This window comes from Streptomyces antioxidans, from assembly GCF_000968685.2.
Taxonomy (GTDB): Bacteria; Actinomycetota; Actinomycetes; order Streptomycetales; family Streptomycetaceae; genus Streptomyces; species Streptomyces antioxidans.
Genome location: NZ_LAKD02000015.1, coordinates 56,774 through 81,304 on the forward strand (window position 1 = coordinate 56,774; position 24,531 = coordinate 81,304).

The following is a 24,531-nucleotide window of genomic DNA, read 5'->3' on the forward strand; positions in this document are numbered from 1 at the left end:
TGCGCCGCGGCGGAACGGGCGAGCCGCAACTGGCCGCCGGCGGATCCCGGAGGCCGGACAGACGGAGGAGCACACGTGACCGTGGAGAGCACTGCCGCGCGCAAGCCGCGCCGCAGCGGAGCCAAGCGCAGCACCAGCGCGCGGGACACCAAGAAGCAGCCTGCGGGCCAGACCGAACTCGTACAGCTGCTGACCCCCGAGGGCGAGCGTGTCGAGCACCCCGAGTACGCCATCGACCCCACCCCGGAGGAGCTGCGCGGTCTGTACCGGGACATGGTGCTGACACGGCGGTTCGACGCCGAGGCCACCACCCTGCAGCGCCAGGGCGAACTGGGCCTGTGGGCCTCGCTGCTCGGCCAGGAGGCGGCGCAGATCGGCTCCGGCCGGGCGCTGAACGACGCCGACTACGTCTTCCCCACCTACCGCGAGCACGGAGTGGCGTGGTGCCGGGGTGTCGACCCGACCAATCTGCTGGGGATGTTCCGTGGGGTGAACCACGGCGGCTGGGACCCGAACAGCAACAACTTCCACCTGTACACCATCGTGATCGGCTCGCAGACGCTGCACGCGACCGGCTACGCGATGGGCGTGGCCAAGGACGGCGCGGACGCCGCGGTCCTGGCGTACTTCGGCGACGGCGCCTCCAGCCAGGGCGATGTCGCCGAGTCGTTCACCTTCTCCGCGGTCTACAACGCCCCGGTCGTCTTCTTCTGCCAGAACAACCAGTGGGCCATCTCCGAGCCCACGGAGAAGCAGACCCGGGTGCCGCTCTACCAGCGCGCCCAGGGCTTCGGCTTCCCCGGGGTGCGGGTGGACGGCAATGACGTGCTCGCCTGTCTGGCCGTCACCAAGGCCGCGCTGGAGCGGGCGCGCACCGGGCAGGGCCCGATGCTCATCGAGGCGTTCACCTACCGGATGGGCGCCCACACCACCTCCGACGACCCCACGCGCTACCGCTCGCCCGAGGAGCAGGAGCTGTGGGAGACCAAGGACCCGATCCTGCGGCTGCGCACCCTGCTGACCCGCGAGGGCCTGGCCGACGACGCGTACTTCGCCGAGCTCGAGCGGGAGAGCGACGCGCTGGCCAAGCGGGTACGGGACGCCGTGAGGGCGATGCCCGACCCCGAGGACATGGCGATGTTCGAGCACATCTACGCCGACGGGCACGCGCTCGTCGACGAGGAGCGGGCGCGGTTCGCCGAGTACCAGGCTTCGTTCGTCACCGCTGAGGAAGGCATCTGACATGGCCGCCGAGAAGATGTCGCTCTCCAAGGCGATCAACGCGTCCCTGCGCACGGCCCTCGAGGCCGACCCCAAGGTCCTGATCATGGGCGAGGACGTCGGCAAGCTGGGGGGCGTCTTCCGCGTCACCGACGGGCTGCAGAAGGACTTCGGCGAGGACCGGGTCATCGATACCCCGCTCGCCGAGTCCGGCATCGTGGGCACCGCGATCGGGCTCGCGCTGCGCGGCTACCGCCCGGTGGTGGAGATCCAGTTCGACGGTTTCGTCTTCCCCGCCTACGACCAGATCGTCACCCAGCTCGCCAAGATGCACGCACGCTCGCTCGGCAAGGTCAAGCTGCCGGTCGTCGTCCGCATTCCGTACGGCGGCGGCATCGGCGCGGTGGAGCACCACAGTGAGTCGCCGGAGGCGCTGTTCGCGCACGTGGCCGGTCTGAAGGTGGTCTCGCCCGCCAACGCCTCCGACGCCTACTGGATGCTGCAGCAGGCCATCGACAGCGATGACCCGGTGATCTACTTCGAGCCCAAGCGCCGCTACCACGACAAGTCCGAGGTCGACACCGCCGCGATCCCCGGCCCGCTGCACACCGCCCGGGTGGTGCGGCCGGGGGCGGACCTGACGCTCGCGGCCTACGGCCCGATGGTGAAGGTCGCCCTGGACGCCGCCTCGGCCGCCGCCGAGGAGGGCAAGTCGATCGAGGTCCTGGATCTGCGGTCGATGTCGCCGATCGACTTCGACGCGATCCAGCGTTCCGTGGAGCGGACGGGGCGGCTGGTCGTCGTCCACGAGGCACCGGTGTTCCTGGGCACCGGGTCGGAGATCGCCGCGCGCATCACCGAGAGGTGTTTCTATCACCTCCAGGCCCCGGTGCTGCGGGTCGGCGGCTTCCACTCGCCGTACCCGCCGTCACGGCTCGAGGACGAGTACCTTCCGGGGCTGGACCGGGTGCTCGACGCCGTAGACCGCGCGTTGGCGTACTGAAGGGCTTGAGGAGATCGTGACGATGACCGCAGTCGAACAGCGCTTCCGTGAGTTCAAGATGCCCGATGTGGGCGAGGGGCTGACCGAGGCCGAGATCCTCAAGTGGTTCGTGGCGCCGGGCGACACCGTGACCGACGGCCAGGTGGTGTGCGAGGTCGAGACCGCCAAGGCCGCCGTCGAGCTGCCCATCCCCTTCGACGGCGTGGTGCACGAGCTGCGCTTCGACGAGGGCACCACCGTGGACGTGGGCACGACGATCATCTCGGTGGACACCAACCCCGGGGCGGGGGAGGCGGCGCCGCAGGCCGCTCCGGCCGCGGGGAAGGCCGCCGCCGGGGAAGCCGCAGCCGCCGTGGCCGAGCCCGAGGAGAAGGAGGGCCGCCAGGCCAATCTGGTCGGCTACGGGGCGGCGCCCGCCTCCACCAAGCGCCGTCCGCGCAAGCCGCAGCCGGGCCGGTCCGAGCCCGCGGCCTCCGCCGGGGCGCCCGCGCCCCAGGAGCCCGCGCCCGCGCGCCCCGAGGCCGCGCCCGCACCCTCGCCCGAGCTGAACGGCAGCGGGCGGACCGCCCGGCCGCTGGCCAAGCCCCCGGTCCGCAAGCTCGCCAAGGACCTGGGCATCGACCTGGAGACGGTCACCCCCAGCGGGGCGGACGGGATCATCACCCGTGAGGACGTCCACGCCGCCGCCGAGGCCGTCCAGGCGGCCCGGGAGACGCCCGTAACGGCCCCGTCCGAGGGCGTCACGGCCGTCGGGGGCCGGGAGCGCCGGGTGCCCGTGAAGGGCGTACGGAAGGCCACCGCGCAGGCGATGGTCCACAGCGCCTTCACCGCCCCGCACGTGACCGAGTTCGTGACGGTCGACGTGACCCGCACGATGAAGCTCGTGGCCGACCTCAAGCAGGACCCGGAGCTGTCGGGGCTGCGGGTCAATCCGCTGCTGCTGGTCGCCAAGGCCCTGCTGGTGGCCATCCGGCGCAACCCGGACGTCAACGCCACCTGGGACGAGGACAACCAGGAGATCGTCTACAAGGACTACGTCAATCTGGGCATCGCGGCGGCGACACCGCGCGGGCTGATCGTCCCCAACATCAAGGACGCCGACGCCAAGACCCTGCCCCAACTGGCGTCCGCCCTCGGCGAGCTGGTCACCACCGCCCGTGAGGGCAAGACCACCCCGGCGGCGATGTCCGGCGGCACGATCACCATCACCAATGTCGGCGTCTTCGGCATCGACGCGGGCACCCCGATCATCAACCCCGGGGAGTCCGCGATCCTCGCCTTCGGCGCCGTCAAGCTCCAGCCGTGGGTCCACAAGGGCGAGGTCAAGCCGCGCCAGGTGACCACGCTGGCGCTCTCCTTCGACCACCGGCTGGTCGACGGCGAGCTGGGCTCCAGGGTGCTCGCGGATGTCGCGGCCGTCCTGGAGCGCCCCAAGCGCCTCATCACCTGGGCCTGATGCGGCCGTAGCCACCATCCCCCGTCCGCATCGCGGACGGGGGATGAGTGCGCATGCATCTTGTATCTATGATGTGCGCATCATGAGTCCCGCCGATACGGCCACCAAGCCGCCCCCTGCCGCCGAACGCGTCTACCACCACGTCAAACAAGCCGTCCTCGACCGCCGCTACGAGGGCGGCACTTTGCTGAGCGAGGGCGAACTCGCGGACGCCGTCGGGGTCTCCCGCACCCCCGTCCGGGAGGCGCTGCTGCGGCTGGAGGCCGAGGGGCTGCTCAAGCTCTATCCGAAGAAGGGCGCCCTGGTGCTGCCCGTCTCCTCCCAGGAGATCGCGGACGTGGTCGAGACCCGGCTGCTGGTGGAGCAGCACGCGGTCGCCAAGGTCGTCCCGGCCGGAGGGCGGCTGCTGACCCGGCTCGAGGAGCTGCTGGAGGAGCAGCGGGCCCACGCCGCGGCCGGGGACCTGGTCGCGTTCGCCGCCGCCGACCGCTGCTTCCACGCGTCGATCGTCCGGGCGGCGGGAAACGCCATCCTGGCGCAGCTGTACGACCAGCTGAGGGACCGCCAGCTGCGGATGGGCGTGGCCACCATGCACGCCGAGCCCGACCGCATCGCCAAGAACATCACCGAGCACACGGATATCCTCCGGGCCCTGCGCGCCGGGGACGCCGGTTTCGCGTCCGGGCTGGTCCAGCGCCACATCAGCTGGGTGAACAACCTCGCCCGGGGTGAGGTGCGATGACCTCGGCCCAGTTGCCCGGTGATCCACCCGGCGGACGTCGTGCCGTCGCCGTGTGGGGCCTGGGCGTCGCCGTCTACTTCGTCGCCATCACCTATCGCACCAGCCTCGGTGTCGCCGGTATCGACGCCGCCGAGCGCTTCCACATCAACGCCTCGGCGCTGTCGACCTTCTCCATCCTCCAGGTGCTGGTCTACGCCGGGATGCAGATACCGGTCGGGCTCATGGTCGACCGTCTCGGCACCCGTAAGGTGCTCATGCTCGGCGTGGTGTTCTTCACGCTGGGGCAGTTCGGCTTCGCGCTCTCCCACTCGTACGCGATGGCGCTGGTCTCCCGGGCGCTGCTCGGCTGCGGTGACGCGATGACCTTCATCAGCGTGCTGCGGCTCGGCTCGCGCTGGTTCCCGGCCCGCAGGGGACCGATGATCGCCCAGGTCGCCGCGCTGTTCGGGATGGCGGGCAACCTGGTCTCCACGCTGGTGATCGCCCGGGCGCTGCACAGTGCCGGGTGGACCACGACCTTCGCGGGCAGCGCGCTCGGCGGGGTGGCCGTCTTCGTGCTGGTGCTGCTCTTCCTCAAGGACCACCCGAAGGGCTTCGAGCCCGCCCCCGCCTCCCACCGGGGCGCCGACTACGTCCGCCGGCAGATCGCGGACGCCTGGCGCGAGCCCGGCACCCGGCTGGGCATGTGGGTGCACTTCACCACCCAGTTCCCGGCGATGGTGTTCCTGCTGCTGTGGGGGATGCCGTTCCTGGTCGAGGCCGAGGGCCTGTCCCGGGCGACCGCGGGCCAGCTGCTCACCCTGGTGGTGCTGTCCAACATGGCGGTCGGCCTGGTCTACGGCCAGGTCATCGCCCGGCACCACGCCGCCCGGGCCCCGCTGGCCCTCGGTACGGTCGGCGCCACCGCGCTGCTGTGGGGCTCCGTGCTGCTCTGGCCGTCCGCCCACGCGCCCATGTGGCTGCTGATCGTCCTGTGCGTGGTGCTCGGCGCCTGCGGGCCCGCGTCGATGATCGGCTTCGACTTCGCCCGGCCCGCCAATCCGCCCGGGCGGATCGGCACCGCCTCGGGGATCGTCAACATGGGCGGCTTCACGGCCTCGATGACCACGCTGCTGGCCGTCGGCGTCCTGCTGGACCTGACGGGGCAGAACTTCCGGATCGCGTTCGCCTCGGTGTTCGTGCTGCAGGCGCTCGGCGTCGCCCAGATCCTGCGGCTGCGCGGACGGGCGCACCGACTGGAGCGCGAGCGCGTGGTCGCGAGCCGCGTCGAGGCGGTGCACGTACCGGCGTGACGCCGTGTCCCTCCGGCCCCCGGGGCGACGGGCCGTGTCCCTCCTCCGGCCCCCGGGGCGGCGCCATGGCCCCCCGGCCCCGGGGCGCTACGGCGTGACCGCGAAGTTCTGGAGGATCGCGTCCGCCAGCCGCTGGTCGCCCTCGGTCTTCAGCCGCTCCGCGACCGCCTCCGGCCGCACCCGCCCACAGGCCAGCCGGACATAGCTCTCCCAGTCCAGGGTGAGGGTCACCGTCGGCCCCAGCGAGACGCTGCCGTCGATGGTGCCCCGGCCGTCCGCGTCGACCCGGACCGTCCGCATGAACTCGACGGGGCCGTGCACATCGAAGACCACGGCCGACTGGGGCGCCGCGCCCGCGTCCTTGGCGACCACCTTCGGCAGCCCCGACAGCAGCTGGTCACGGGTGATCGTGGCGCCCGGCGAGTCCAGGTTGCCCGGCTTGTTCAGGGCCCGGCGCAGATCCTGTTCGTGCACCCAGAGGTCGAAGGCCCGCCGGCTCAGGGCCTCCCCCAGCGCCACCTCGGTGCCGCCTGGCCAGCGCACCATGGCGTCCGGCTCGCGCTTCTCGTTCCGCAGCTGGCGGCCCCGCCGGATGACGGTGTACTCCAGCTCGGAGGTCATCTCGGGCGCGGTGTGGCAGCGCCGCACATCGACCTGGACCTCCATGTACCGTGACAGCTCGTTGGTGACGTGGTAGAGGTCGCGCGGCAGGGTGTGGATGGGGCGGGGATCGCCGAGCATCTCGCATTCGAGGCCGATCACATGCGAGACGACGTCCCGCACCGACCATCCCGGGCACTCGGTGGGGCGGTTCCACTCGCTCTCCGCTAGCGGGTTGACCAACTCCGTTATCGCGTCGATGGAGTGGGTCCAGGCATCGATGGAGGTCTGAAGGCTGGGATGGACGGTCACGGGACCCCTCGGGCGGTTGGTGCGCGGGCTGGGTGCTGGTGTGTGCGTTCAAGTTACGCTGCCCACGAGCGCACGGGCAGTGCTTTCCGGTCTGATCGTAGGCCCGGATCGGCGGCTCGCGGCCTGCCCGCGATGGCAGTGCGCGCCCGACCCGGCCCTATCTCCGGACGTACCCGTACGCACGGGTCGAAAGCCTCCGGGGGCCGGGGGAATGGTGTGGCCGGGGCTGCTGTTTCATGGGGATATGGCTTCACGTGCACGCGTCCGCGCCCCCGAGCTGATCGGCCGGGGCGGCTGGCTCAACACAGGCGGTACCGACCTCACCCTCACCGAGCTGCGGGGACGCATCGTCATCCTCGACTTCTGGACGTTCTGCTGTGTGAACTGCCTGCATGTCCTGGACGAGCTGCGCGAGCTGGAGGAGAAGCACCGCGACACCGTGGTGATCGTCGGCGTGCACTCGCCGAAGTTCGTCCACGAGGCCGAGCACCAGGCGGTGGTGGACGCGGTCGAGCGGTACGAGGTGCACCACCCGGTCCTCGACGACCCCGAGCTGGCCACCTGGAAGCAGTACGCGGTCCGTGCCTGGCCCACCCTCGTCGTCATCGACCCCGAGGGCTATGTGGTCGCCCAGCACGCGGGCGAGGGCCACGCCCACGCCCTGGAGACTTTTGTGGCGCAGCTGGAGGCCGAGCACGCCGCCAAGGGCACCCTGCGGCGCGGCGACGGCCCCTTTGTGCCCCCCGAGCCCGTCCCCACCGAGCTGCGCTTCCCCGGTAAGGCGCTGCTGCTGCCCGGCGGCACCTTCCTCGTCTCGGACACCACCCGCCATCAGCTGGTGGAGCTCGCGGCGGACGGCGAGACCGTGGTACGGAGGATCGGCGCGGGCGAGCGCGGCCTTACCGATGGCACGGGCGAGCGGGCCCGGTTCAGCGAGCCCCAGGGGCTCGCCCCGCTCCCCGACGGCACCGTGGCCGTCGCCGACACCGTGAACCACGCGCTGCGCCGCTACGACCCGGCCACCGGCGAGGTCACCACGCTCGCCGGGACGGGCCGCCAGTGGTGGCAGGGGTCGCCCACCGAGGGGCCCGCCCGCGAGGTCGACCTGTCCTCCCCCTGGGACGTGGCCTGGTTCGCCGGCCGGCTGTGGATCGCCATGGCGGGCGTCCACCAGCTGTGGACGTACGACCCGGAGGCCGGGACCGTACGGGCCGCCGCCGGGACCACCAATGAGGGCCTGGTCGACGGGCCCGCCGGGGAAGCCTGGTTCGCCCAGCCCTCCGGGCTCGCCACGACCGGGGACCGGCTGTGGATCGCGGACTCCGAGACCTCCGCGGTGCGCTACCTCCAGCGCGACGGTGAGGACTTCACGGTCCGTACGGCCGTCGGCACCGGACTCTTCGACTTCGGCCACCGGGACGGCGCCGCCGAACAGGCGCTGCTCCAGCATCCGCTGGGCGTCACCGCGCTGCCCGACGGCTCGGTGGCGATCTCGGACACCTACAACCACGCGCTGCGCCGCTACGACCCGGCCACCGACGAGGTCACCACGCTCGCCACCGATCTGCGCGAACCCTCCGGCGCGGTCCTGGCCGACGGGGACATCGTCGTGGTGGAGTCCGCGCGGCACCGGCTGACCCGGCTGCGGCTGCCGGAGGAGGCCGTAAGGGTCGAGGCGGTGGCCCACCGCACCCAGCGCGCCGCGACCGGCATCGCCCCGGGGAAGCTCCGTCTTGACGTGGTCTTCCAGGCGCCCGAGGGGCAGAAGCTGGACACCCGCTACGGTCCCTCCACCCGGCTGCTGGTCAGCTCCACCCCGCCGGAGCTGCTGGCCGGTGGCGACGGCGCGGGGACGGACCTGAGCCGTGAGCTCGTCCTTACGGAGGGCATGACCGAGGGCGTGCTGCACGTCTCGGCGATGGCCGCCTCCTGTGACGACGACCCCGCGAACGAGTACCCCGCGTGCCATGTGCACCAGCAGGACTGGGGCGTCCCGGTGCGGATCACCGAGGGCGGCGCGGACCGGCTGCCGCTGGTGCTCGCCGGGATGGACGACACGTCCGGCTGAGAAGCGGGAACGCCCCTTGAATTCGCCTTCGCCGAGGAGCCGTTCTGCGGGCCGGGTGGCCGCGGCGGAAGCGGCTACCCGTTCTCTGTGCGGCTCACCACTTCTGGGCGTCGGAGGCGCTGCTCTGCCAGTAGGTGACCTTGGTGTGGTGGACGTACTTCGCGTGGGGGAGGTTGACCGTCTTGCTGCCCTCGCCGTGGTGGTAGGACACCGTGACCTTAGTGGCCGCCTTGCCTGGCTTGTCGGATTCATCGCCGACGCCAATGATGGCCGCGTAGGCGAACTGACCGGGCTTGAGGGTGACCACGGTCTGCGGTTCGGTCTCCTCGAACGAGACGGACTCCTGCTCGGTGTCGAACCTCAGGGACGGGTAGCCCTGGAGCGTGCAGACCAACCCGGCCCGCTGGGTGACCTTGAGCAGCAGGCGATCGGACTTGTTGCCGGGCTTGACGCCCACATCCAGGATGTCGACATCACAGGGCTTGGCCTTCTCGGTGCCCACCGCCCGGGACTTGTCCGTCGTTCCGCTGCCGGCGGAGGACTTGCCGGAGTCCTGCGAACAGTCGCCGGTCTTGGCACCCGCGTCGGCGCCGCCTTCGGTCGCGTCCTTCTCGCCGTCGGACTTGCTGTCGGAATTCTGCTCGGCGGGGGCGGAGGCCGAGGTGTCGGCCTTGCCGTCCGTCTTGCTGCCGGAGTCGCCCTTGTCGCTGCAGGCGGTGACGGCGAAGCCGGCGACGAGGACGGTCAGGCCGGCGGTGGCCCGCAGGGCGAGGCTGCGGCGGGTGGTGGAGCGGGTGCTCATGCGGGTGCTCATTGGCACAGCGGTCCCTCAGTTGAATCGGGCGGTTCGGGGTACGACCTCGCCTGGCCCAACTGTGGTTTGACTGACGCCCCGCTGACGCATCGTTGACCCGCCTGACCTGCCTCGCGACGGGTGGACGAGGCTTCCGGTCCAGGAAGCGGAGGGACGGCCCCCGCCGCAGCGGGGGCCGTCCGGGGCAGACGGCCGGGGGGAGGCGGCTATCTGCCCGGCTGGGTGGCTCGGAGTCGAGCGGTCAGCGGAGCGGAAGGTCTGGGGCGATCGCTGGATGGGGCGGTCACCGGGGGCACCGGGTGGGGCGGTCACCAGAGCAGGGCGTCGGAGGCGTCGCTCTGCCAGTAGCCGACCTCCGCCCCGCGGCCGACCTCCACCGAGTCGCCGGGGAGGTCGACGGAGCGGCGGCCGTCCCCGCCGTGGAGGGAGACGGCCAGCCCGGTGGCCTTACGGCCGTCGGCGGGGTCGTCCGCCGCGGAGGTGGTCAGTCCCGCGTAGCCGCTCTCGCCGGGGGCCAGCGTGACGGCCGTCTGGGGCCGGGTGTCCGCGGCCCCCGGCACGGCCTGGCCCGCGTCGTCGAACCGCACCGTGGGGAAGCCGGTGAGACGGCAGGTGGTGCCGGACTGGTTGGTGATCTCCAGCAGGAGGTGGTCGGCCGGACGGGGTACGGAGGTGACGCCCACCGACATCGTGTCGAGACGGCAGACCCCGGCCTCCTCCTCGACGGCGCTGTCGGCCCGCAGACCGCCCTGGGCCCCGGCGTCGGCCCCGCCCGCCGCCGTATCCCCCGCGACCCGCTGAGCGCCGTCCTGGACACCGTCCTGGACGCCGTCCTCGTGGGCGGTGGGGACGGCCGGGGCGACGCTCTCCGCCGCGCCTGCCGTCCGTACGCCCGACGCGTCGGCGGTGCCGCACGCCGCGAGGGTGATGCCCGCGGCGATGACCGTCAGTCCGGCCGCGACCGAGCGCAGCGTGGTGGCGCGGTGAGCGGGGCGAGCGGTGGTGAACGGCATGGCGGGTCTCCCCTCAGCGAGCGTTCGGGCGTTTTCCGGTACGGCTCAAGCCTGTCCGGCGCCGCTGCCGTTCGGCTGCCGAACGGCTGCCGCCCACTAACGCCCCGCTAACGCCCGGCTGTTCACTTCTGCTCAGCCTCGTTGCGACAGACCGTCAACCGCCCGTCGATGGGCCCACCGGGGCCCCCGGGGGGGCGTTTCGCCCGGGAGTTGCGGTGTCTGCTGCTAACGCCCACTGTTGGCTGCTGTTGAGCCGCGTTGTGACGGTGCGCGGGGGCTGTCGCCAGTGGCTCCGCCGGTGGGCGCACCGGGCAGCTTCGTGGGGTGTCTCGTGCGGGGAGTCGCGATCGCTGCCGCTAACGCCCGGCTGTTCACTTCTGCTCAGCCTCGTTGCGACAGCCCGTCAACCGCCCGTCGATGGGCCCACCGGGGCCCCGGGGGGGCGTTTCGCCCGGGAGTTGCGGTGTCTGCTGCTAACGCCCACTGTTGGCTGCTGTTGAGCCGCGTTGTGACGGTGCGCGGGGGCTGTCGCCAGTGGCTCCGCCGGTGGGCGCACCGGGCAGCTTCGTGGGGTGTCTCGTGCGGGGAGTCGCGATCGCTGCCGCTAACGCCCGGCTGTTCACTCCTGCTCAGCCTCGTTGCGACAGCCCGTCAACCGCCCGTCGATGGGCCCACCGGGGCCCCGGGGGGGCGTTTCGCCCGGGAGTTGCGGTGTCTGCTGCTAACGCCCACTGTTGGCTGCTGTTGAGCCGCGTTGTGACGGTGCGCGGGGGCTGTCGCCAGTGGCTCCGCCGGTGGGCGCACCGGGCAGCTTCGCGGGGTGTCTCGTGCGGGGAGTCGCGATCGCTGCCGCTAACGCACGCTGTCCGCCGCTGCTCAGCCGGTAACGGCTCGCCAGGCGCTCCGCCGGGGGCGTCGCCAGACCGCCCCTCTCCGGCAGCTCTGCCGGATGCCTAGTCCGGGGAGTCGCGGTGGCCGCCGCCAACGCCCACTGTTGGCTGCTGCTGAGCCGCGTTGTGACGGCTCGCCAGGGCGTTCGCCAGTGGCTCCGCCGGTGGGCGCACCCACGGCTTCGCCGGATGCGCCTGGGGAGTCGCTGTCGCCAGCGTCCCGCTTCTCGCTCAGCCGCCTTGTGACGGTTCGCCCGGGCTTCCGCCAGGCGCTGTGTCGGTGGGGCCGCCCGCGGATTCGCCGGATGCCTTGTCCGGGGAGTTGCGGTCGCTGCCGTCGCCCTGGGCGAAGAGCTTCACCAGTTCGCTCATCACGTAGCGGTTGGTGGCCTCCTCGTCCAGCAGGTGCATCTCCGCCAGCCGCTCAAGGGAGTCCTGGATCAGCTCCGGGTCCGCGCCCGACAGCGCGGCCGCCTCGGCGGTGTTGACCTCCCGCGCGAAACCGGCGCCCAGGGCCCGCAGCAGCTGTGCGTCGTCCGCCGAGAGCCGGGCCACGGAGTTGCGCAGCGCGGCGGCCACTCCGGTGTCCTCCGCCGACAGCAGCGCGAGCCGGCGGCGCTCGTCGCGCAGCGCGGTGGCCAGCCGGGCCAGCCGCCAGCGGGGCCGGGCCATCAGCTGGGCGGAGGCGGCGCGCAGCGCCAGCGGCAGCCCGTCGCACAGGTCCACCAGCTCCCGCGCGGCCTCCGGGTCCTCGGCGACCCGCGCGGGCCCCAGCAGCGCGCCCAGCAGGCCGACCCCGTCCTCGGGGCCGAGGGCGTGCAGCCGTACCGGGCGGGCGGCGTCGGTGGCGATCAGCCCGTCCAGCCTGCTGCGGCTGGTGACCAGCGTGGCGCAGTGGGGGCCGCCGGGCAGCAGCGGGCGTACCTGGGCGGAGCTGCCCGCGTTGTCCAGCACCACCAGCAGTCGGCGGCGGGCGGCCAGCGAGCGGTACAGCGCGGCCGCGGCCTCGGGCGAGCCGGGTATCTGCTCGGCCGGGGTGCCGAGGCCCAGCAGGAACTCGCGCAGCACCGCGGCGGGCGCCACCGCCTCGCCGCCGCTGAAGCCGCGCAGATCCGCGAAGAGCCGTCCGTCGGGGAAGGCGGCGGCGTGGGCGTGGCCCCAGTGGACCGCCAGACCGGTCTTGCCGACTCCGGCGGGCCCGGTGAGCAGCGCGATACCGCCCGCCTGGGGGTAGCCGCCGGGATCGCCCGCGGCGCCGCCCCGGGCCGGTTCGGCGGTGCCCAGGGTCAGCCGGGTCAGCTCGGCCAGCTCCGCGCCCCGGCCGTGGAAGCCCGCCGGGGGCCGGGGGAGCAGCTCGGGCACGGGCGCGGGCGCGGGGGCCGGGGCGCCCGCGGACAGCGGATGCTGCGGAGTGGCCGCGGCCGACGGTGTGCCGGGCTGCCCGGCGACGCCCGGCTGCCCCGCCACGCCCAGCTGGCCCCCGGCGCCCGGCTGTCCCCCCGCACCCTGCTGCTGCCCGGCGGCCTCGGCACCGCCCCGCGGCCCGTCCGACGTGGGGGCCGCCCGCAGGATCTCCTGGTACGCGGCGCTCAGCCGCTGGCCCGGGTCGACCCCCAGGTCGTCGTCGAGCAGCTGTCGGGTGCGGTGGAACCAGGCGATCGCGTCGGACTGCCGCCCGGAGCGGTACAGCGCCAGCATCAGGGCGGCGATCAGCCCCTCGCGCAGCGGATTGGCGACGGCGGCGGGGTGCAGTGCGCGCACCGCCTGCTCATGCTCGCCCAGGCCCTCATGGGCCCGCGCCAGGGCCTCCACGGCGCTCAGCCGCCGCTCCTCCAGGGCGTGCGCGGCCGCCGCGAACGGCGGGCTGGCCACGGTCCCGGTGAGCGCCGGGCCGCGCCACAGGCCGAGCGCCTGCCGGAGCAGCTGGACGGCCTCGCCGGGGGCGGACTCCGGGCTGGCCCGGGCGGTCAGCTCGTCGAAGCGCTGGGTGTCGATCAGGGATTCCGGGATGCGCAGCAGATAGGCGGAGCTGTGGGTGGCCAGCTCGACGCCGTGGTCCTCGGCGCCGCCCTCGGCCAGGGCCGCGCGGAGCCGGGAGACATGGCCCTGGATGACGGTCCGGGCGTGCTCGGGCGGCTCGTCCTCCCACAGGCTGGATATCAACTGCTCCACGGACACGGTCGCGTTGGGCCGCAGCAGCAGCATCGCCAGCACGCTGCGCCGTTTGGCGGGCCCCAGCGGAAGCTCGACGGGCGCTGCTTGCGGACCCGCGGTGACGGTCACCGGGCCCAGCAGAGAGAAGTCCAACTCAAGCCCCCAGAAAGGCGTGCAGTGCCATGGCCAGCAGCCGCGGGTCCTGTGCTCCGCACAGCTCACGGGCCGAGTGCATGGACAGGATCGCGATGCCGATGTCGACGGTGGCGATTCCGTGCCGGGCGGCGGTGATCGGGCCGATCGTGGTGCCGCACGGCATGGAGTTGTGGGAGACGAAGCTCTGCCAGGGGACGCCCGCGCGCTCGCAGGCGGCGGCGAAGACGGCTCTCCCGGCGCCGTCGGTGGCGTATCTCTGGTTGACGTTCACCTTGAGGATCGGGCCGCCGTTGGGCCGCGGGTGGTGGCCCGGCTCATGGCGCTCGGCGTAGTTGGGGTGGACGGCGTGGCCGGTGTCGGAGGACAGGCAGACGGTGCCCGCGAGGGCGCGCGCCCGCTCCTCGTACGCCCCGCCGCGGGCGAAGACCGAGCGCTCCAGCACCGTGCCGAGCAGTGGTCCGTCGGCGCCGGTGTCGGACTGGCTGCCGTTCTCCTCGTGGTCGAAGGCGGCCAGCACGGGGATGTACGGCAGCTCCTGCTGCGTGGCGGCGGCGATGAGCGCGGCCGTACCGGCGTGCACGGAGACGAGGTTGTCCATCCGGGGCCCGGCGATCAGCTCGCGGTCCCGGCCCAGGTGGGCGGGCGGCTCGACGCTGTGGGCCATCAGGTCCCACCCGGCGATCTCCTCGGCGGCGACCCCGGTCTCCTCGGCGACGAAGCGGACCAGGTCGCCCTCCTCGACCCCGCCGAGCCCCCAGACGGGCGTCATATGGCGCTGTTTGTCGAGCTTCAGGCCGTCGGTGTTGACCGATCTGTCGAGGTGCACGGCCAGCTGGGGCACCCGCATCAGCGGCCGGTCGACGGTGACGAGGTGGTGGGAGCCGTCCCTGAGGGTGATCCGGCCGGAGAGCCCGAGGTCGCGGTCGAGCCAGGTGTTGAGCAGCGCCCCGCCGTAGATCTCGACCGCGATCTGCCGCCAGCCGTGCGCACCGGTGTCGGGAATGGGCTTCACCCGCAAATTGGGAGAGTCGGTGTGAGCGCCCACAATCCGGTACGGAGTGGCGGCCTCCGCCCCCTCGGGCACGTACCAGGCGATGATCGCGCCACCGCGCAGCACGAACCGTCCACCCGCCGCCCCGTCCCAGGGCGCGGTCTCCTCGACCCGGCGGAACCCGGCCTTCTCCAGCCGCTCCGCGGCGCTCGCCACGGCGTGGTACGGCGATGGGCTGGCGCGGAGGAAGGACATCAGGTCATCGGTGTGGCCGCGGTCGATGCCGGGTTGTGCGCTCATGTGCTCAGCATAGATTCGCCGGGGGTCGGCCCGCCCTGGTGCGGCAGTGGCGGCCATCCGTGGGCTCACGTTGATCCAATCTGATGAAAGCACGTCAGCTAAGGCGAGAAGTCGGGCGAATCGGTCGATATTCCCCGTGACCGAGCAACGTCGCACTGAGTCGTAACTCGAGGGGATACCGGATGCGCGTTCTTCGACACCTGCTTGTCGTCCTGGGGTCGCTGCTGCTGCTGTGCGCCGGCGGACCGGCCATGGCCAGGCCCGTCACGGACTTCACCGCGGGGCTGGCCCCCGTGGCCTCCCCGGAGCCCGCGGCGGCGCCCTCACCCGGCCCGCGGCCGGGAGGCGGCGGGGACAGCGAGGGCAAGGGCCACCCTCCCTGTCCCACCACGAACCGCACCGGGGGGACCAACACCGCACCGAATCCTCCGCTCGACCGCTACTACCAGGGCGACTGGCGGCTCGGACCCGCTCAGCTCCCCCGCTACGGCGAGATCGGGCGGATGCTCGAAGGCTATGAACGGCTCGACGACTTCCGCACCGCCTCCTCGTTCCTCGACTGTTACTGGAACGAGCGGACGAACGGCTGGTGGTACCCGCACCCCGACGGCTGGGTCCTGCTCAACGGGTCGCCCCTGCACAGCACGGTCCAGCTGAAGGCCGGTCAGAAGGTCGACTTGTTCGGGAGCGGTTTCGGCCACTTCCTCGCCCCGGCGGGCACCCCCTACGCGGAGCGCGCGCTGCCGCCGAGCAACCTCAACACCCTCGACCCGGCGTATCCGAACGGCTATCACCTCTACGAGGTCACCGAACCCTTCCTGGTCGAGGCCGGTCCCATCCGGTCATGGTTCGGCCAACCCGGTTACGGGCTGCAGTATCTGACCGGGCCTTCGATTCCCCAACTCGTCGCGGCCGGTAATCTCCGTCCGCTCAACTGAGGGCGGATCCTGGACCGGTGGACAGAACGGAACTCGTCCGGACCCTCCGCGACGAGCAGGTGCCGGACGCGCTGTACGACATCCCGGGCGTGCAGGACATCCCGGTGCAGCCGGACGCGTACTACTACCTGCGGCCCGCTCCGGACGGCGGCTGGGAGACCGGCCTGCGGGAGCGGTCCCTGGACCGGGACACCAGCCGGTTCGCCACCGAGGACGAGGCGTGCCGGGATCTGCTGGAGAAGCTGAGGGCCCGCCCGCGCCCGCCGGAGGGCGGGGGCGAGTCGGTCGACGAGCTCCTCGCCCAGGGCGATGAGCTCAGGCGGTGGGCCCGCGAGGAGGTCGAACGGGCGCTGCGGGAGCGGCGGTCCGAGGACGACGAGCGGTGACGATGAACGGTCGCTATGTGAGCGCGCACAGTCCAGGGGGCCGGCCGCCCCGCCGGAGGATGGGACGGCCGGCCCCCTGGACGCTATGAGGGAAGCCCTCGCGCGGCGTCCGGCGGACCTTTCCCTCCGCCGGGCCGGACGGCGCTACTTTCCCAACACGCCCTAGAAAGCGGCTTCGTCCAGGTCCATCAGCCCCTTGTCGATCGACTCGGCCAGCGAGCGCTGCACCGAGACGCCCGGCAGCACCTCATGGGCGAAGAACTTCGCCACAGCGATCTTGCCCTCGTAGAAGGACTTGTCCCTGCTGGAGGCCGTGCCCAGCTTCTCGGCGGCCACGGCCGCGCCCTTGAGCAGCAGATAGCCGATGATCACGTCACCGGAGGCCAGCAGCAGCCGGGTGGAGTTGAGCCCGACCTTGTAGATCGAGCTGACGTCCTGCTCGGTGGCGGCCAGGTCGGTGAGCATCGCGCCGACGATCGCCTCCAGGTCCACCGCGGCCTGGGCGAGCTGGTCGCGGGCGGGCTCCAGGTCCTCGCCCCCCGCGGCCTCGGCCAGGAACTTCTTGATCTCTTCCGAGACGGTGGTCAGCGACTGGCCCTGGTCCCGGACGATCTTGCGGAAGAAGTAGTCCTGGCCCTGGATGGCGGTGGTGCCCTCGTAGAGGGTGTCGATCTTGGCGTCCCGGATGTACTGCTCCAGCGGGTACTCCTGGAGGTAGCCGGAGCCGCCGATGGTCTGCAGGGACTGCGCCAGCTGCTCGTACGCCTTCTCCGAGCCGTAGCCCTTGACGATGGGCAGCAGCAGGTCGTTCAGGCGGTTCACGGCGGAGGTGTCCTCGCCCGCGGCCTCCTTGACCAGGACCTCGTCCTGGACCGAGGCGGTGTAGAGCACCAGCGCGCGCAGGCCCTCCGCGTACGCCTTCTGCGTCATCAGCGAGCGGCGCACATCCGGGTGGTGGGTGATGGTCACCCGCGGTGCGGTCTTGTCGGTGAAGGCCGCCAGGTCCGGGCCCTGCACCCGCTCCTTGGCGTACTCCAGCGCGTTGAGGTAGCCGGTGGAGAGGGTGGCCATGGCCTTGGTGCCGACCATCATCCGGGCGAACTCGATGATCTTGAACATCTGGCGGATGCCGTCGTGCTTCTCGCCCAGCAGCCAGCCCTTGGCCGGGTGGTCGGCGCCGAAGGTCAGCTCGCAGGTGTTGGAGACCCGCAGCCCCATCTTGTGCTCGACGTTGGTGGCGTACACGCCATTGCGCGTCCCGAGCTCACCGGTCTCCCAGTCGAAGTCGTACTTGGGGACGATGAACAGCGAAAGACCCTTGGTGCCGGGCCCGGCGCCCTCGGGGCGGGCCAGCACGAAGTGGATGATGTTGTCCGAGAGGTCGTGCTCACCGGAGGTGATGAACCGCTTCACACCCTCGATGTGCCAGCTGCCGTCCTCCTGCCGGACCGCCTTGGTGCGGCCCGCGCCGACGTCGGAACCGGCGTCCGGCTCGGTCAGCACCATGGTGGAGCCCCACTGCTCGTCCACCATCAGCCGGGCGATCTTCAGCTGCTCCTCGGTGCCCTCGTCGTGGAGCACCCCCGCGAAGGACGGCCCCGAGGCGTACATCCAGATCGGGGCGTTGGAGCCGAGGATGGTCTCGGCCGAGCCCCACAGCAGCGAGCGGGGGCAGGCGGTGCCGCCGAGCGACTCCGGGACGCCCAGCCGCCACCACTCGGCGTCCATATAGGCCCGGTAGCTCTTCTTGAACGACTCGGGGAGCGGTGCCGTGTGGGTCTTGGGGTCGTAGACGGGCGGGTTCCGGTCGGAGTCGGCGTAGCTTTCGGCCAGTTCCTGCTCGGAGAGCCGGGATATCTCGGCGAGCACGCTCTTGGCGGTGTCGACGTCCATCTCCGCGAACGGGCCGGTGCCGTACACCGTGTCGCGCCCGAGCACCTCGAAGAGGTTGAACTCGATGTCGCGGAGATTCGACTTGTAGTGCCCCATGGCGACGGCTCCGTAAGGGATCGGGAGGCCAGGACCTCTGCGTTGACGCGTATCAGATCAGCTGATGCCATGATGCTACCCGTGGGTAATAAAGGGCAACCCTCTACCGGGTAACTGTGACTCAGTACGCTTCTGCGCATGTACGGCTACGACCAGAACGCGAGCGCAGGGCAGGGCTACGCCGCTCCGCCACCTCCGCCGCAACAGCAGCCGCATGCGTCACATCACGCGGCGGGTGCGGGGTACGGCCAGCAGCCGCTCTACCCGGAGCCCTCCCCGCCGTCGCTCGCCGACGCGGTGCGGGCCTTCACCACCGGATCGATGGCGGCCGAGGACTTCCAGCAGATCTTCGCCGGGTCGAAGGTCTACTGCCCGCGCGGTGACAACCCCGGCTTCCTGGCGCTGCACAACACCCAGCAGCCGGTGATCCCCATGTTCACCACGCTCAAGGAGCTGCGGAGGTACGCGGGCAAGGAGTCCAAGTACTTCGTGATCACCGGCGCCGAGGTGATCGACCTGCTGCCCACCGGCTATGGCTTCGTCCTCGATATGGAGGGCGAGCACCGGATCGTCTTCGACGCGAAGGCGGTGGAGCAGATGGTCGACTTCGCCATGCGCCGCATGTACGGCTAGATCGGCATACGTCCGGATATAGCCGGTCGCCTCAAGGGGCGCTCGGGTGGAAATAAAGGCCCTCTTGCGAGTCGTTCACCCTTCAATTAAGTTGAATGGTGAACGACCGAGGAGGCCGTCATGCCCGCAGTGACCGTAGAGAACCCGCTGACCCTGCCGCGCGTCGCGGCACCCGCCGAGGCACGACCCCGCCCCGTGCTCGCCGTCACGACCGCCCCCAGCGGTTTCGAGGGCGAGGGCTTCCCGGTGCGCCGGGCCTTCGCCGGCATCGACTACCAGCACCTCGACCCGTTCATCATGATGGACCAGATGGGCGAGGTGGAGTACGCGCCGGGCGAGCCCAAGGGCACCCCCTGGCACCCCCACCGCGGCTTCGAGACCGTCACGTACATCATCGACGGGATCTTCGACCACCAGGATTCCCACGGTGGGGGCGGCACCATCACCAACGGCGACACCCAGTGGATGACGGCCGGCTCGGGGCTGCTCCACATAGAGGCGCCGCCGGAGTCGCTGGTCACCTCGGGCGGCCTCTTCCACGGTCTGCAGCTGTGGGTGAACCTCCCGGCCAGGGACAAGATGATGGCGCCGCGCTACCAGGACATCCGCGGCGGCAATGTGCAGCTGCTCACGACCCCGGACGGCGGCTCGCTGCTGCGGGTCATCGCCGGTGAGCTGGACGGCCACCAGGGCCCCGGGGCCACCCACACGCCGATCACGATGATCCACGCCACGCTGGCGCCGGGTGCGGAGATCGTCCTGCCGTGGCGGGAGGACTTCAACGGCCTCGCGTACGTCCTCGCGGGCCGCGGCGCCGTCGGCGCCGAGCGCCGCCCCATTCAGCTGGGCCAGACGGCGGTCTTCGGTAGCGGCGGCTCGCTGATCGTCCGCGCGGACGAGAAGCAGGACTCCCGCACCCCGGAGCTCGACGTCGTCCTCCTGGGCGGACAGCCCATCCGCGAGCCGATGGCCCACTACGGCCCGTTCGTCATGAACACCCGCAAGGAGCTCCAGCAGGCGTTCGAGGACTTCCAGAAGGGACGGCTCGGCACGATCCCGGCCGTGCACGGGATGTCCGAGGGCGGACTGTAAGGCTCGCCCGGGCCTCGCCCGGGCCTCGCCCGGGCCGGAGCCGACCGGCGGCGACGGTCAGGAGGTCCCCGGTGCGGATCGCACACCTTTGTCGGGGTTTGTAAACCGCTTACCGGGGAGGGTCGCGGCGCCGGTAGGCTTGGCCGGAAGCTTCCCGAGGGTACGTACGCCTCCCGATCGACACGACTTGGATGAATGATGCATCGGTACCGGTCCCACACGTGTGGTCAGCTCCGCGCCGCTGACGTCGGCACCGACGTCCGGCTCTCCGGATGGCTCCACAATCGACGGAACCTGGGCGGCATCCTCTTCATCGATCTCCGCGACCACTACGGCCTGGTCCAGCTGGTGGTGCGCCCCGACACCCCCGCCAACGAGGCGCTGAGCTCCATCAGCAAGGAGACCGTCGTCCGCGTGGACGGCCGGGTCATCGAGCGCGGCGCGGACAACGTCAACCCCGAGCTGCCGACCGGCGAGGTCGAGGTCGAGGTCGGCGACGTCGAGGTGCTCGGCGCCGCCGATCCGCTGCCCTTCACCGTCTTCCCCGAGGACGGGGTCGGCGAGGAGCGGCGGCTGGAGTACCGCTTCCTGGACCTGCGCCGCGAGCGGATGCACCGCAACATCATGCTGCGCTCCGCCGTCATCTCCGCCATCCGGCAGAAGATGACCGCCCAGGGGTTCAACGAGCTGGCGACCCCGATCCTGTCCGCCACCTCGCCGGAGGGCGCCCGGGACTTCCTGGTCCCCTCCCGGCTGCACGCGGGCAAGTTCTACGCGCTGCCGCAGGCGCCGCAGCAGTTCAAGCAGCTGTTGATGATCGCGGGCTTTGACCGCTACTTCCAGATCGCGCCCTGCTTCCGCGACGAGGACGCCCGCGCCGACCGCTCGCCCGGCGAGTTCTACCAGCTCGACGTCGAGATGAGCTTCGTCGAGCAGGAGGACGTCTTCGGCGTCATCGAGAAGGTCATGACCGAGCTCTTCGAGGAGTTCGGCGGCGGTCGCCACGTCACCTCGCCCTTCCCGCGGATCCCGTTCCGCGAGGCCATGCTGAAGTACGGCTCCGACAAGCCGGACCTGCGGGCCCAGCTGGAGCTGCGGGACGTCAGCCACATCTTCGAGGGCTCCGGCTTCAAGGCGTTCGCCGACAAGCACGTACGCGCGCTGGCCGTGCCGGACACCGCCGAGCAGCCCCGGAAGTTCTTCGACCAGCTCGGTGAGTTCGCCGCTCTGCAGGGCGCCAAGGGGCTGGCCTGGGTCCGGATCGGGGAGGACTCCAAGCTGACCGGCCCGATCGCGAAGTTCCTCACCGACCAGGACGTCGAGAAGCTGATCGCCGAGGTCGAGGGCAAGCCCGGCACGTCGGTCTTCTTCGGCGCGGGCGACTTCGACGAGGTCTCCAAGATCATGGGCGCGGTGCGGGTCGAGGCCGCCAAGCGGGCCGGGCACTTCGAGGAGAACGTCTTCCGCTTCTGCTGGATCGTGGACTTCCCGATGTTCGAGCGGAACGAGGACACCGGACAGGTCGAGTTCTCCCACAACCCCTTCTCCATGCCGCAGGGCGGCCTGGAGGCGCTGGAGACCAAGGACCCGCTGGACATCCTGGCGTGGCAGTACGACATCGTCTGCAACGGTGTGGAGCTGTCCTCCGGCGCCATCCGGAACCACGAGCCGGACGTCATGTACAAGGCGTTCGAGATCGCGGGCTACTCCCGGGACGAGGTCGAGCACGAATTCGGCGGCATGCTGCGCGCGTTCCACTTCGGCGCCCCGCCGCACGGCGGTATCGCCCCCGGCGTCGACCGCATCGTGATGCTGCTGGCCGATGAGCCCAACATCCGCGAGACCATCGCCTTCCCGCTCAACGGCAACGCACAGGACCTGCTGATGGGTGCGCCCAGCGAGGTGGACGAGGCGCGGCTGCGCGAGCTCCATCTGTCGCTGCGCAAGCCGCCGCAGGTGAAGCAGGCCGAGAAGCCCGCCGAGAAGCCCGCCGAGTAGGCGGGGCCGGACGGGACCCACGGGGCGGCGGGTCATGGTGACGGGCGGCGCGGCGGTCGCGGCGGCGGGCCTGGGAGCGGCCGTCGCCACCACCGCCTCGGTATCTGCGCGGTACCCAGCTGACCGACCGGCACGGCTTCGTCGAGTTCACCACGGTCTTCCCCGGCTGGTACCAGGGTCGGTGCGTGCACATCCACACCAAGGTGCACGTGGGCGGCAAGATGACCGACTCCGGCTACGAGGGCGGCCACGCCTGCCACACCGGTCAGCTCTTCTTCGCCGAGGCGGCGGTGCTCGACTCGGTGAGACTAGCCCCGTACAACACCAGCACCACCGAGCGCACCACCCTCGACGAGGACGGGATCTACCCCGGCAACGGGGCACAGGGCGGTCTGCTGCACCTGAAGTACCGCAAGGGAAAGATCGAGAAGGGCGTCGCCGGCTCGCTGACCCTCGGGGTCGACCCCAACGCGACGAACGACGGCACCGGCATGTGACGGTGGCTCCCGGGAAGCTCGTGGGGGGCTCTCCGGGGGTTCCGGTTCCGGCTTCGATTCAAGTCCGGTTCCGGGCACCACCGGCCTAGGAGGGCCGACATCAGCCGTCAGTACGCCCGGGGAGGTCACAGTCAACACCGTACGGCCGCTCAGTGACATCGCGGGCGGCCGTTTCGCTGGCAGCTACCGGAGGTCCCTGAGCATCACCGCGTAGTGGGGCGAGTCGTCGTGTGACGTGGACTCGTCCACCTTTCGGTACCCCCAGCTCTCGTAGAGCCGCACGACCTTCTTATGTGCGATCTCCGCCTGAAGAGACACCGCCCTCGCATCCACGGGAGCTATCAGTGCGTCATGGATTATCTTGGCTCTGCCAGTCCCGCGCCACTTGGGTAGCACCATGAGTTCAGACAGCGCGAACACGGGGCCTCGTAGATCACTGGGCCGGGTGCTGCCTTGCCACCAGCCACCGGGCGCGAGGACTGAGCCGTAGGCGTAGCCGACCGGGCCGCCGTCCTCCCAGCCGGATACGCACCTCCAGTTCTTCCGTGAGGACCACAGGTCCAGGAAGTACGTGAAACGCTCACGAGAGTGGAACGGGTCGGGGTCGCCCGCATACACCTCGTCGTGGATGTCCAGCAGCATCGAACGCACGTCTTGAGCGTCGACGTGACCGTACCGCCTCAAATCCATTGTCGAGACTCCTCAGTCCACCCCGTTACCTCAGGCGTCTTCGATCCGGAGGCGATGAGCAGTTCGCGCCCCCTGGCCAAGGTCTTGGCAGTCCTTCGTGACCCAGAGCCGGGAAGCAGCAGGGCTGATGCCTTCCTTGCGGTGGCGCAGCCCAATTCAAGCTCACCCTGCCTGACCTGTGCCAGAGATAGGTGCGCGGTGAACAGCGCTCTGTCGCGGACCATGCCCTCGGGAATGGCCGACAGCGTTCGGTGCAGACAGAACTCCGCCCGGCCGTGCTCCCCGACCGCCGTCCATACGTACGAGGACAAGGCGTCGAACTCGGCGACCCCATAGAAGCTGATCCAGTCTGAGCGCACAGGCTGAGCGATGCGGCCGAAGTGCTTCTCTGCCAGTTCGAGAGCGCGTAGGGCGTCTGTGTGCTGATCCAGTCGGGCCAGCGCGTTGGCATTGCGCATGTGCCCGAGAGAGGCAAAAAGAGGATCACACCGTGCTGCTGTCGAACGCTTCATCACATCGGCAGCAGCAGCAGCCTCAGCATGGTTCTCTCGCATGCTCGACGCGAGCATCAGGTGATCCCACACGCGGTACCTCGTCTGGCTATCCCGCGACAGGCCGGCCAGGGTCATGGCCTTGTCCAGGTGCGCGCGAGCCCGCTTCGGGGAGCTTGCGTCGAGGGCGGCAAACGCCGCAGCCGCCATCGCGTCGGCAGCAAGACGATGCAGCATGTCCCGTACACGATTGGAGACCGCCCCGGTGGTGAGCGCGGACTGGACCCGCGTAGCAAGCTCGATGGCCAGGTTCTCCACCCGCCTCGTGCCTCCCACAACCCGGTCTTCCTGGAGGATCTGTACGTAGTCCTGGTGAAACCTATCGACGTCACTGACACCTAGCCGTCTCTGCCTTCCCCGCGGAGTAGCGAGGCCCAAGCCTGCTCCGCCTACTGCATTAACGAATGCGCGACGCTGCACGGGCCCGTCCTCCGATGGTGCACGACTCTTCCTGCGTCGGGGGATGAACCCTAAGTCCTCGGACGAGGCGTCGAGCACCTCTTCGATGCACAGCCGGATGCGGTCTTGCGGCCACTTGGTCTCGTAGCGCAACCAGCGGCGAACGTCTGTGTCAGTGACCGAGCCATGAGAGCCGGTCAATCGTTCGACCGCAAGGTTAATTTCCCTGGCCAAACCGGCTTGGGAGAAGCCGAGTTGTTCGATCCGCGCTTCCAGCTTGGCGTTTGCGTACACAGGATGAAGGTAGCGCTCCGCGATCAGGTCACGACAGCGTGAAAGTAAAAAT

At 70.8% G+C, this 24,531-nt stretch carries 19 protein-coding genes and 1 pseudogene; 12 read left to right on the forward strand and 8 right to left on the reverse strand.

Annotation, left to right across the window (positions count from 1 at the left end):
* Positions 1-75: 75 nt before the first annotated feature.
* The 5 genes from pdhA to VT50_RS08100 all read left to right on the forward strand — a co-directional run bounded on the left by pdhA (position 76) and on the right by VT50_RS08100 (position 5,714).
* Positions 76-1,242 (forward strand): pyruvate dehydrogenase (acetyl-transferring) E1 component subunit alpha, encoded by a 1,167-nt coding sequence (gene pdhA / locus VT50_RS08080; RefSeq protein ID WP_046088825.1) that lies wholly within the window; start codon positions 76-78, stop codon positions 1,240-1,242.
* Between the two features lies 1 nt (position 1,243).
* The gene (locus VT50_RS08085) at positions 1,244-2,224 is read left to right on the forward strand and encodes an alpha-ketoacid dehydrogenase subunit beta (protein WP_046088826.1); all 981 of its coding nucleotides are present in this window, start codon (positions 1,244-1,246) and stop codon (positions 2,222-2,224) included.
* A 22-nt stretch (positions 2,225-2,246) separates the two neighbouring features.
* Entirely contained in the window at positions 2,247-3,680 is a 1,434-nt protein-coding gene (locus tag VT50_RS08090; protein ID WP_107424752.1) for a dihydrolipoamide acetyltransferase family protein, read from the forward strand.
* 82 nt (positions 3,681-3,762) lie between these two features.
* Positions 3,763-4,422 (forward strand): GntR family transcriptional regulator, encoded by a 660-nt coding sequence (locus VT50_RS08095; protein ID WP_046088876.1) that lies wholly within the window; start codon positions 3,763-3,765, stop codon positions 4,420-4,422.
* Positions 4,419-5,714 carry an MFS transporter gene (locus VT50_RS08100; protein ID WP_046088828.1) on the forward strand — a complete coding sequence of 432 codons (1,296 nt, stop codon included), beginning with the start codon at positions 4,419-4,421 and terminating at the stop codon, positions 5,712-5,714. Before VT50_RS08095 ends, VT50_RS08100 begins: the two co-directional genes overlap by 4 nt.
* Positions 5,715-5,801: 87 nt before the next feature.
* Here the strand turns inward: VT50_RS08100 and VT50_RS08105 are convergent, their stop codons facing one another.
* Positions 5,802-6,626: a maleylpyruvate isomerase family mycothiol-dependent enzyme gene (locus VT50_RS08105; protein WP_046088829.1), complete on the reverse strand. Its 825-nt coding sequence runs from the start codon at positions 6,624-6,626 to the stop codon at positions 5,802-5,804.
* A 244-nt stretch (positions 6,627-6,870) separates the two neighbouring features.
* Between VT50_RS08105 and VT50_RS08110 the strand changes: the two genes are divergently transcribed.
* Positions 6,871-8,694: an NHL domain-containing thioredoxin family protein gene (locus VT50_RS08110; RefSeq protein ID WP_046088830.1), complete on the forward strand. Its 1,824-nt coding sequence runs from the start codon at positions 6,871-6,873 to the stop codon at positions 8,692-8,694.
* Positions 8,695-8,788: 94 nt separating this feature from the next.
* On the opposite strand, the gene VT50_RS08115 is transcribed toward VT50_RS08110, so the two are convergent.
* The 4 genes from VT50_RS08115 to VT50_RS08130 form a co-directional block, all read right to left on the reverse strand.
* Entirely contained in the window at positions 8,789-9,496 is a 708-nt protein-coding gene (locus tag VT50_RS08115; protein ID WP_046088831.1) for a DUF4232 domain-containing protein, read from the reverse strand.
* Positions 9,497-9,816: 320 nt separating this feature from the next.
* On the reverse strand, positions 9,817-10,521 hold the full coding sequence (locus VT50_RS08120; protein ID WP_046088832.1) for a DUF4232 domain-containing protein: 705 nt from the start codon (positions 10,519-10,521) through the stop codon (positions 9,817-9,819).
* A gap of 1,121 nt (positions 10,522-11,642) precedes the next feature.
* Positions 11,643-13,718: an AfsR/SARP family transcriptional regulator gene (locus tag VT50_RS08125; protein ID WP_046088833.1), complete on the reverse strand. Its 2,076-nt coding sequence runs from the start codon at positions 13,716-13,718 to the stop codon at positions 11,643-11,645.
* A 1-nt stretch (position 13,719) separates the two neighbouring features.
* A complete protein-coding gene (locus VT50_RS08130; protein WP_046088834.1) occupies positions 13,720-15,012 on the reverse strand; it encodes a M18 family aminopeptidase in 1,293 nt (430 codons plus the stop codon).
* 182 nt (positions 15,013-15,194) lie between these two features.
* Here VT50_RS08130 and VT50_RS08135 point away from each other — a divergent pair, with 182 nt between their 5' ends.
* Both VT50_RS08135 and VT50_RS08140 read left to right on the forward strand, forming a co-directional pair.
* Positions 15,195-15,950 carry a TNT domain-containing protein gene (locus VT50_RS08135; RefSeq protein WP_046088835.1) on the forward strand — a complete coding sequence of 252 codons (756 nt, stop codon included), beginning with the start codon at positions 15,195-15,197 and terminating at the stop codon, positions 15,948-15,950.
* 17 nt (positions 15,951-15,967) lie between these two features.
* On the forward strand, positions 15,968-16,336 hold the full coding sequence (locus VT50_RS08140) for a hypothetical protein (protein WP_046088836.1): 369 nt from the start codon (positions 15,968-15,970) through the stop codon (positions 16,334-16,336).
* A 162-nt stretch (positions 16,337-16,498) separates the two neighbouring features.
* Here the strand turns inward: VT50_RS08140 and VT50_RS08145 are convergent, their stop codons facing one another.
* Positions 16,499-18,325, reverse strand: a complete 1,827-nt coding sequence (locus VT50_RS08145) for an acyl-CoA dehydrogenase (protein WP_046088837.1) — start codon at positions 18,323-18,325, stop codon at positions 16,499-16,501.
* Between the two features lie 138 nt (positions 18,326-18,463).
* Here VT50_RS08145 and VT50_RS08150 point away from each other — a divergent pair, with 138 nt between their 5' ends.
* The 4 genes and pseudogenes from VT50_RS08150 to VT50_RS08165 form a co-directional block, all read left to right on the forward strand.
* A complete protein-coding gene (locus VT50_RS08150; RefSeq protein WP_046088838.1) occupies positions 18,464-18,958 on the forward strand; it encodes an SseB family protein in 495 nt (164 codons plus the stop codon).
* Positions 18,959-19,078: 120 nt separating this feature from the next.
* A complete protein-coding gene (locus VT50_RS08155) occupies positions 19,079-20,050 on the forward strand; it encodes a pirin family protein (protein ID WP_046088839.1) in 972 nt (323 codons plus the stop codon).
* A 198-nt stretch (positions 20,051-20,248) separates the two neighbouring features.
* A complete protein-coding gene (aspS, locus tag VT50_RS08160; RefSeq protein WP_046088840.1) occupies positions 20,249-22,048 on the forward strand; it encodes an aspartate--tRNA ligase in 1,800 nt (599 codons plus the stop codon).
* Between the two features lie 98 nt (positions 22,049-22,146).
* Positions 22,147-22,545 (forward strand): annotated as a pseudogene (locus VT50_RS08165) (peptidase associated/transthyretin-like domain-containing protein); the annotation flags it as partial.
* Between the two features lie 183 nt (positions 22,546-22,728).
* On the opposite strand, the gene VT50_RS08170 reads toward VT50_RS08165, so the two are convergent.
* Both VT50_RS08170 and VT50_RS08175 read right to left on the reverse strand, forming a co-directional pair.
* The gene (locus VT50_RS08170; RefSeq protein ID WP_046088841.1) at positions 22,729-23,235 is read right to left on the reverse strand and encodes a GNAT family N-acetyltransferase; all 507 of its coding nucleotides are present in this window, start codon (positions 23,233-23,235) and stop codon (positions 22,729-22,731) included.
* Positions 23,226-24,479: an NsdA family TPR-like regulatory protein gene (locus VT50_RS08175; RefSeq protein ID WP_240529081.1), complete on the reverse strand. Its 1,254-nt coding sequence runs from the start codon at positions 24,477-24,479 to the stop codon at positions 23,226-23,228. The genes VT50_RS08170 and VT50_RS08175 overlap by 10 nt, the downstream gene beginning before the upstream one ends.
* Positions 24,480-24,531: the final 52 nt, after the last annotated feature.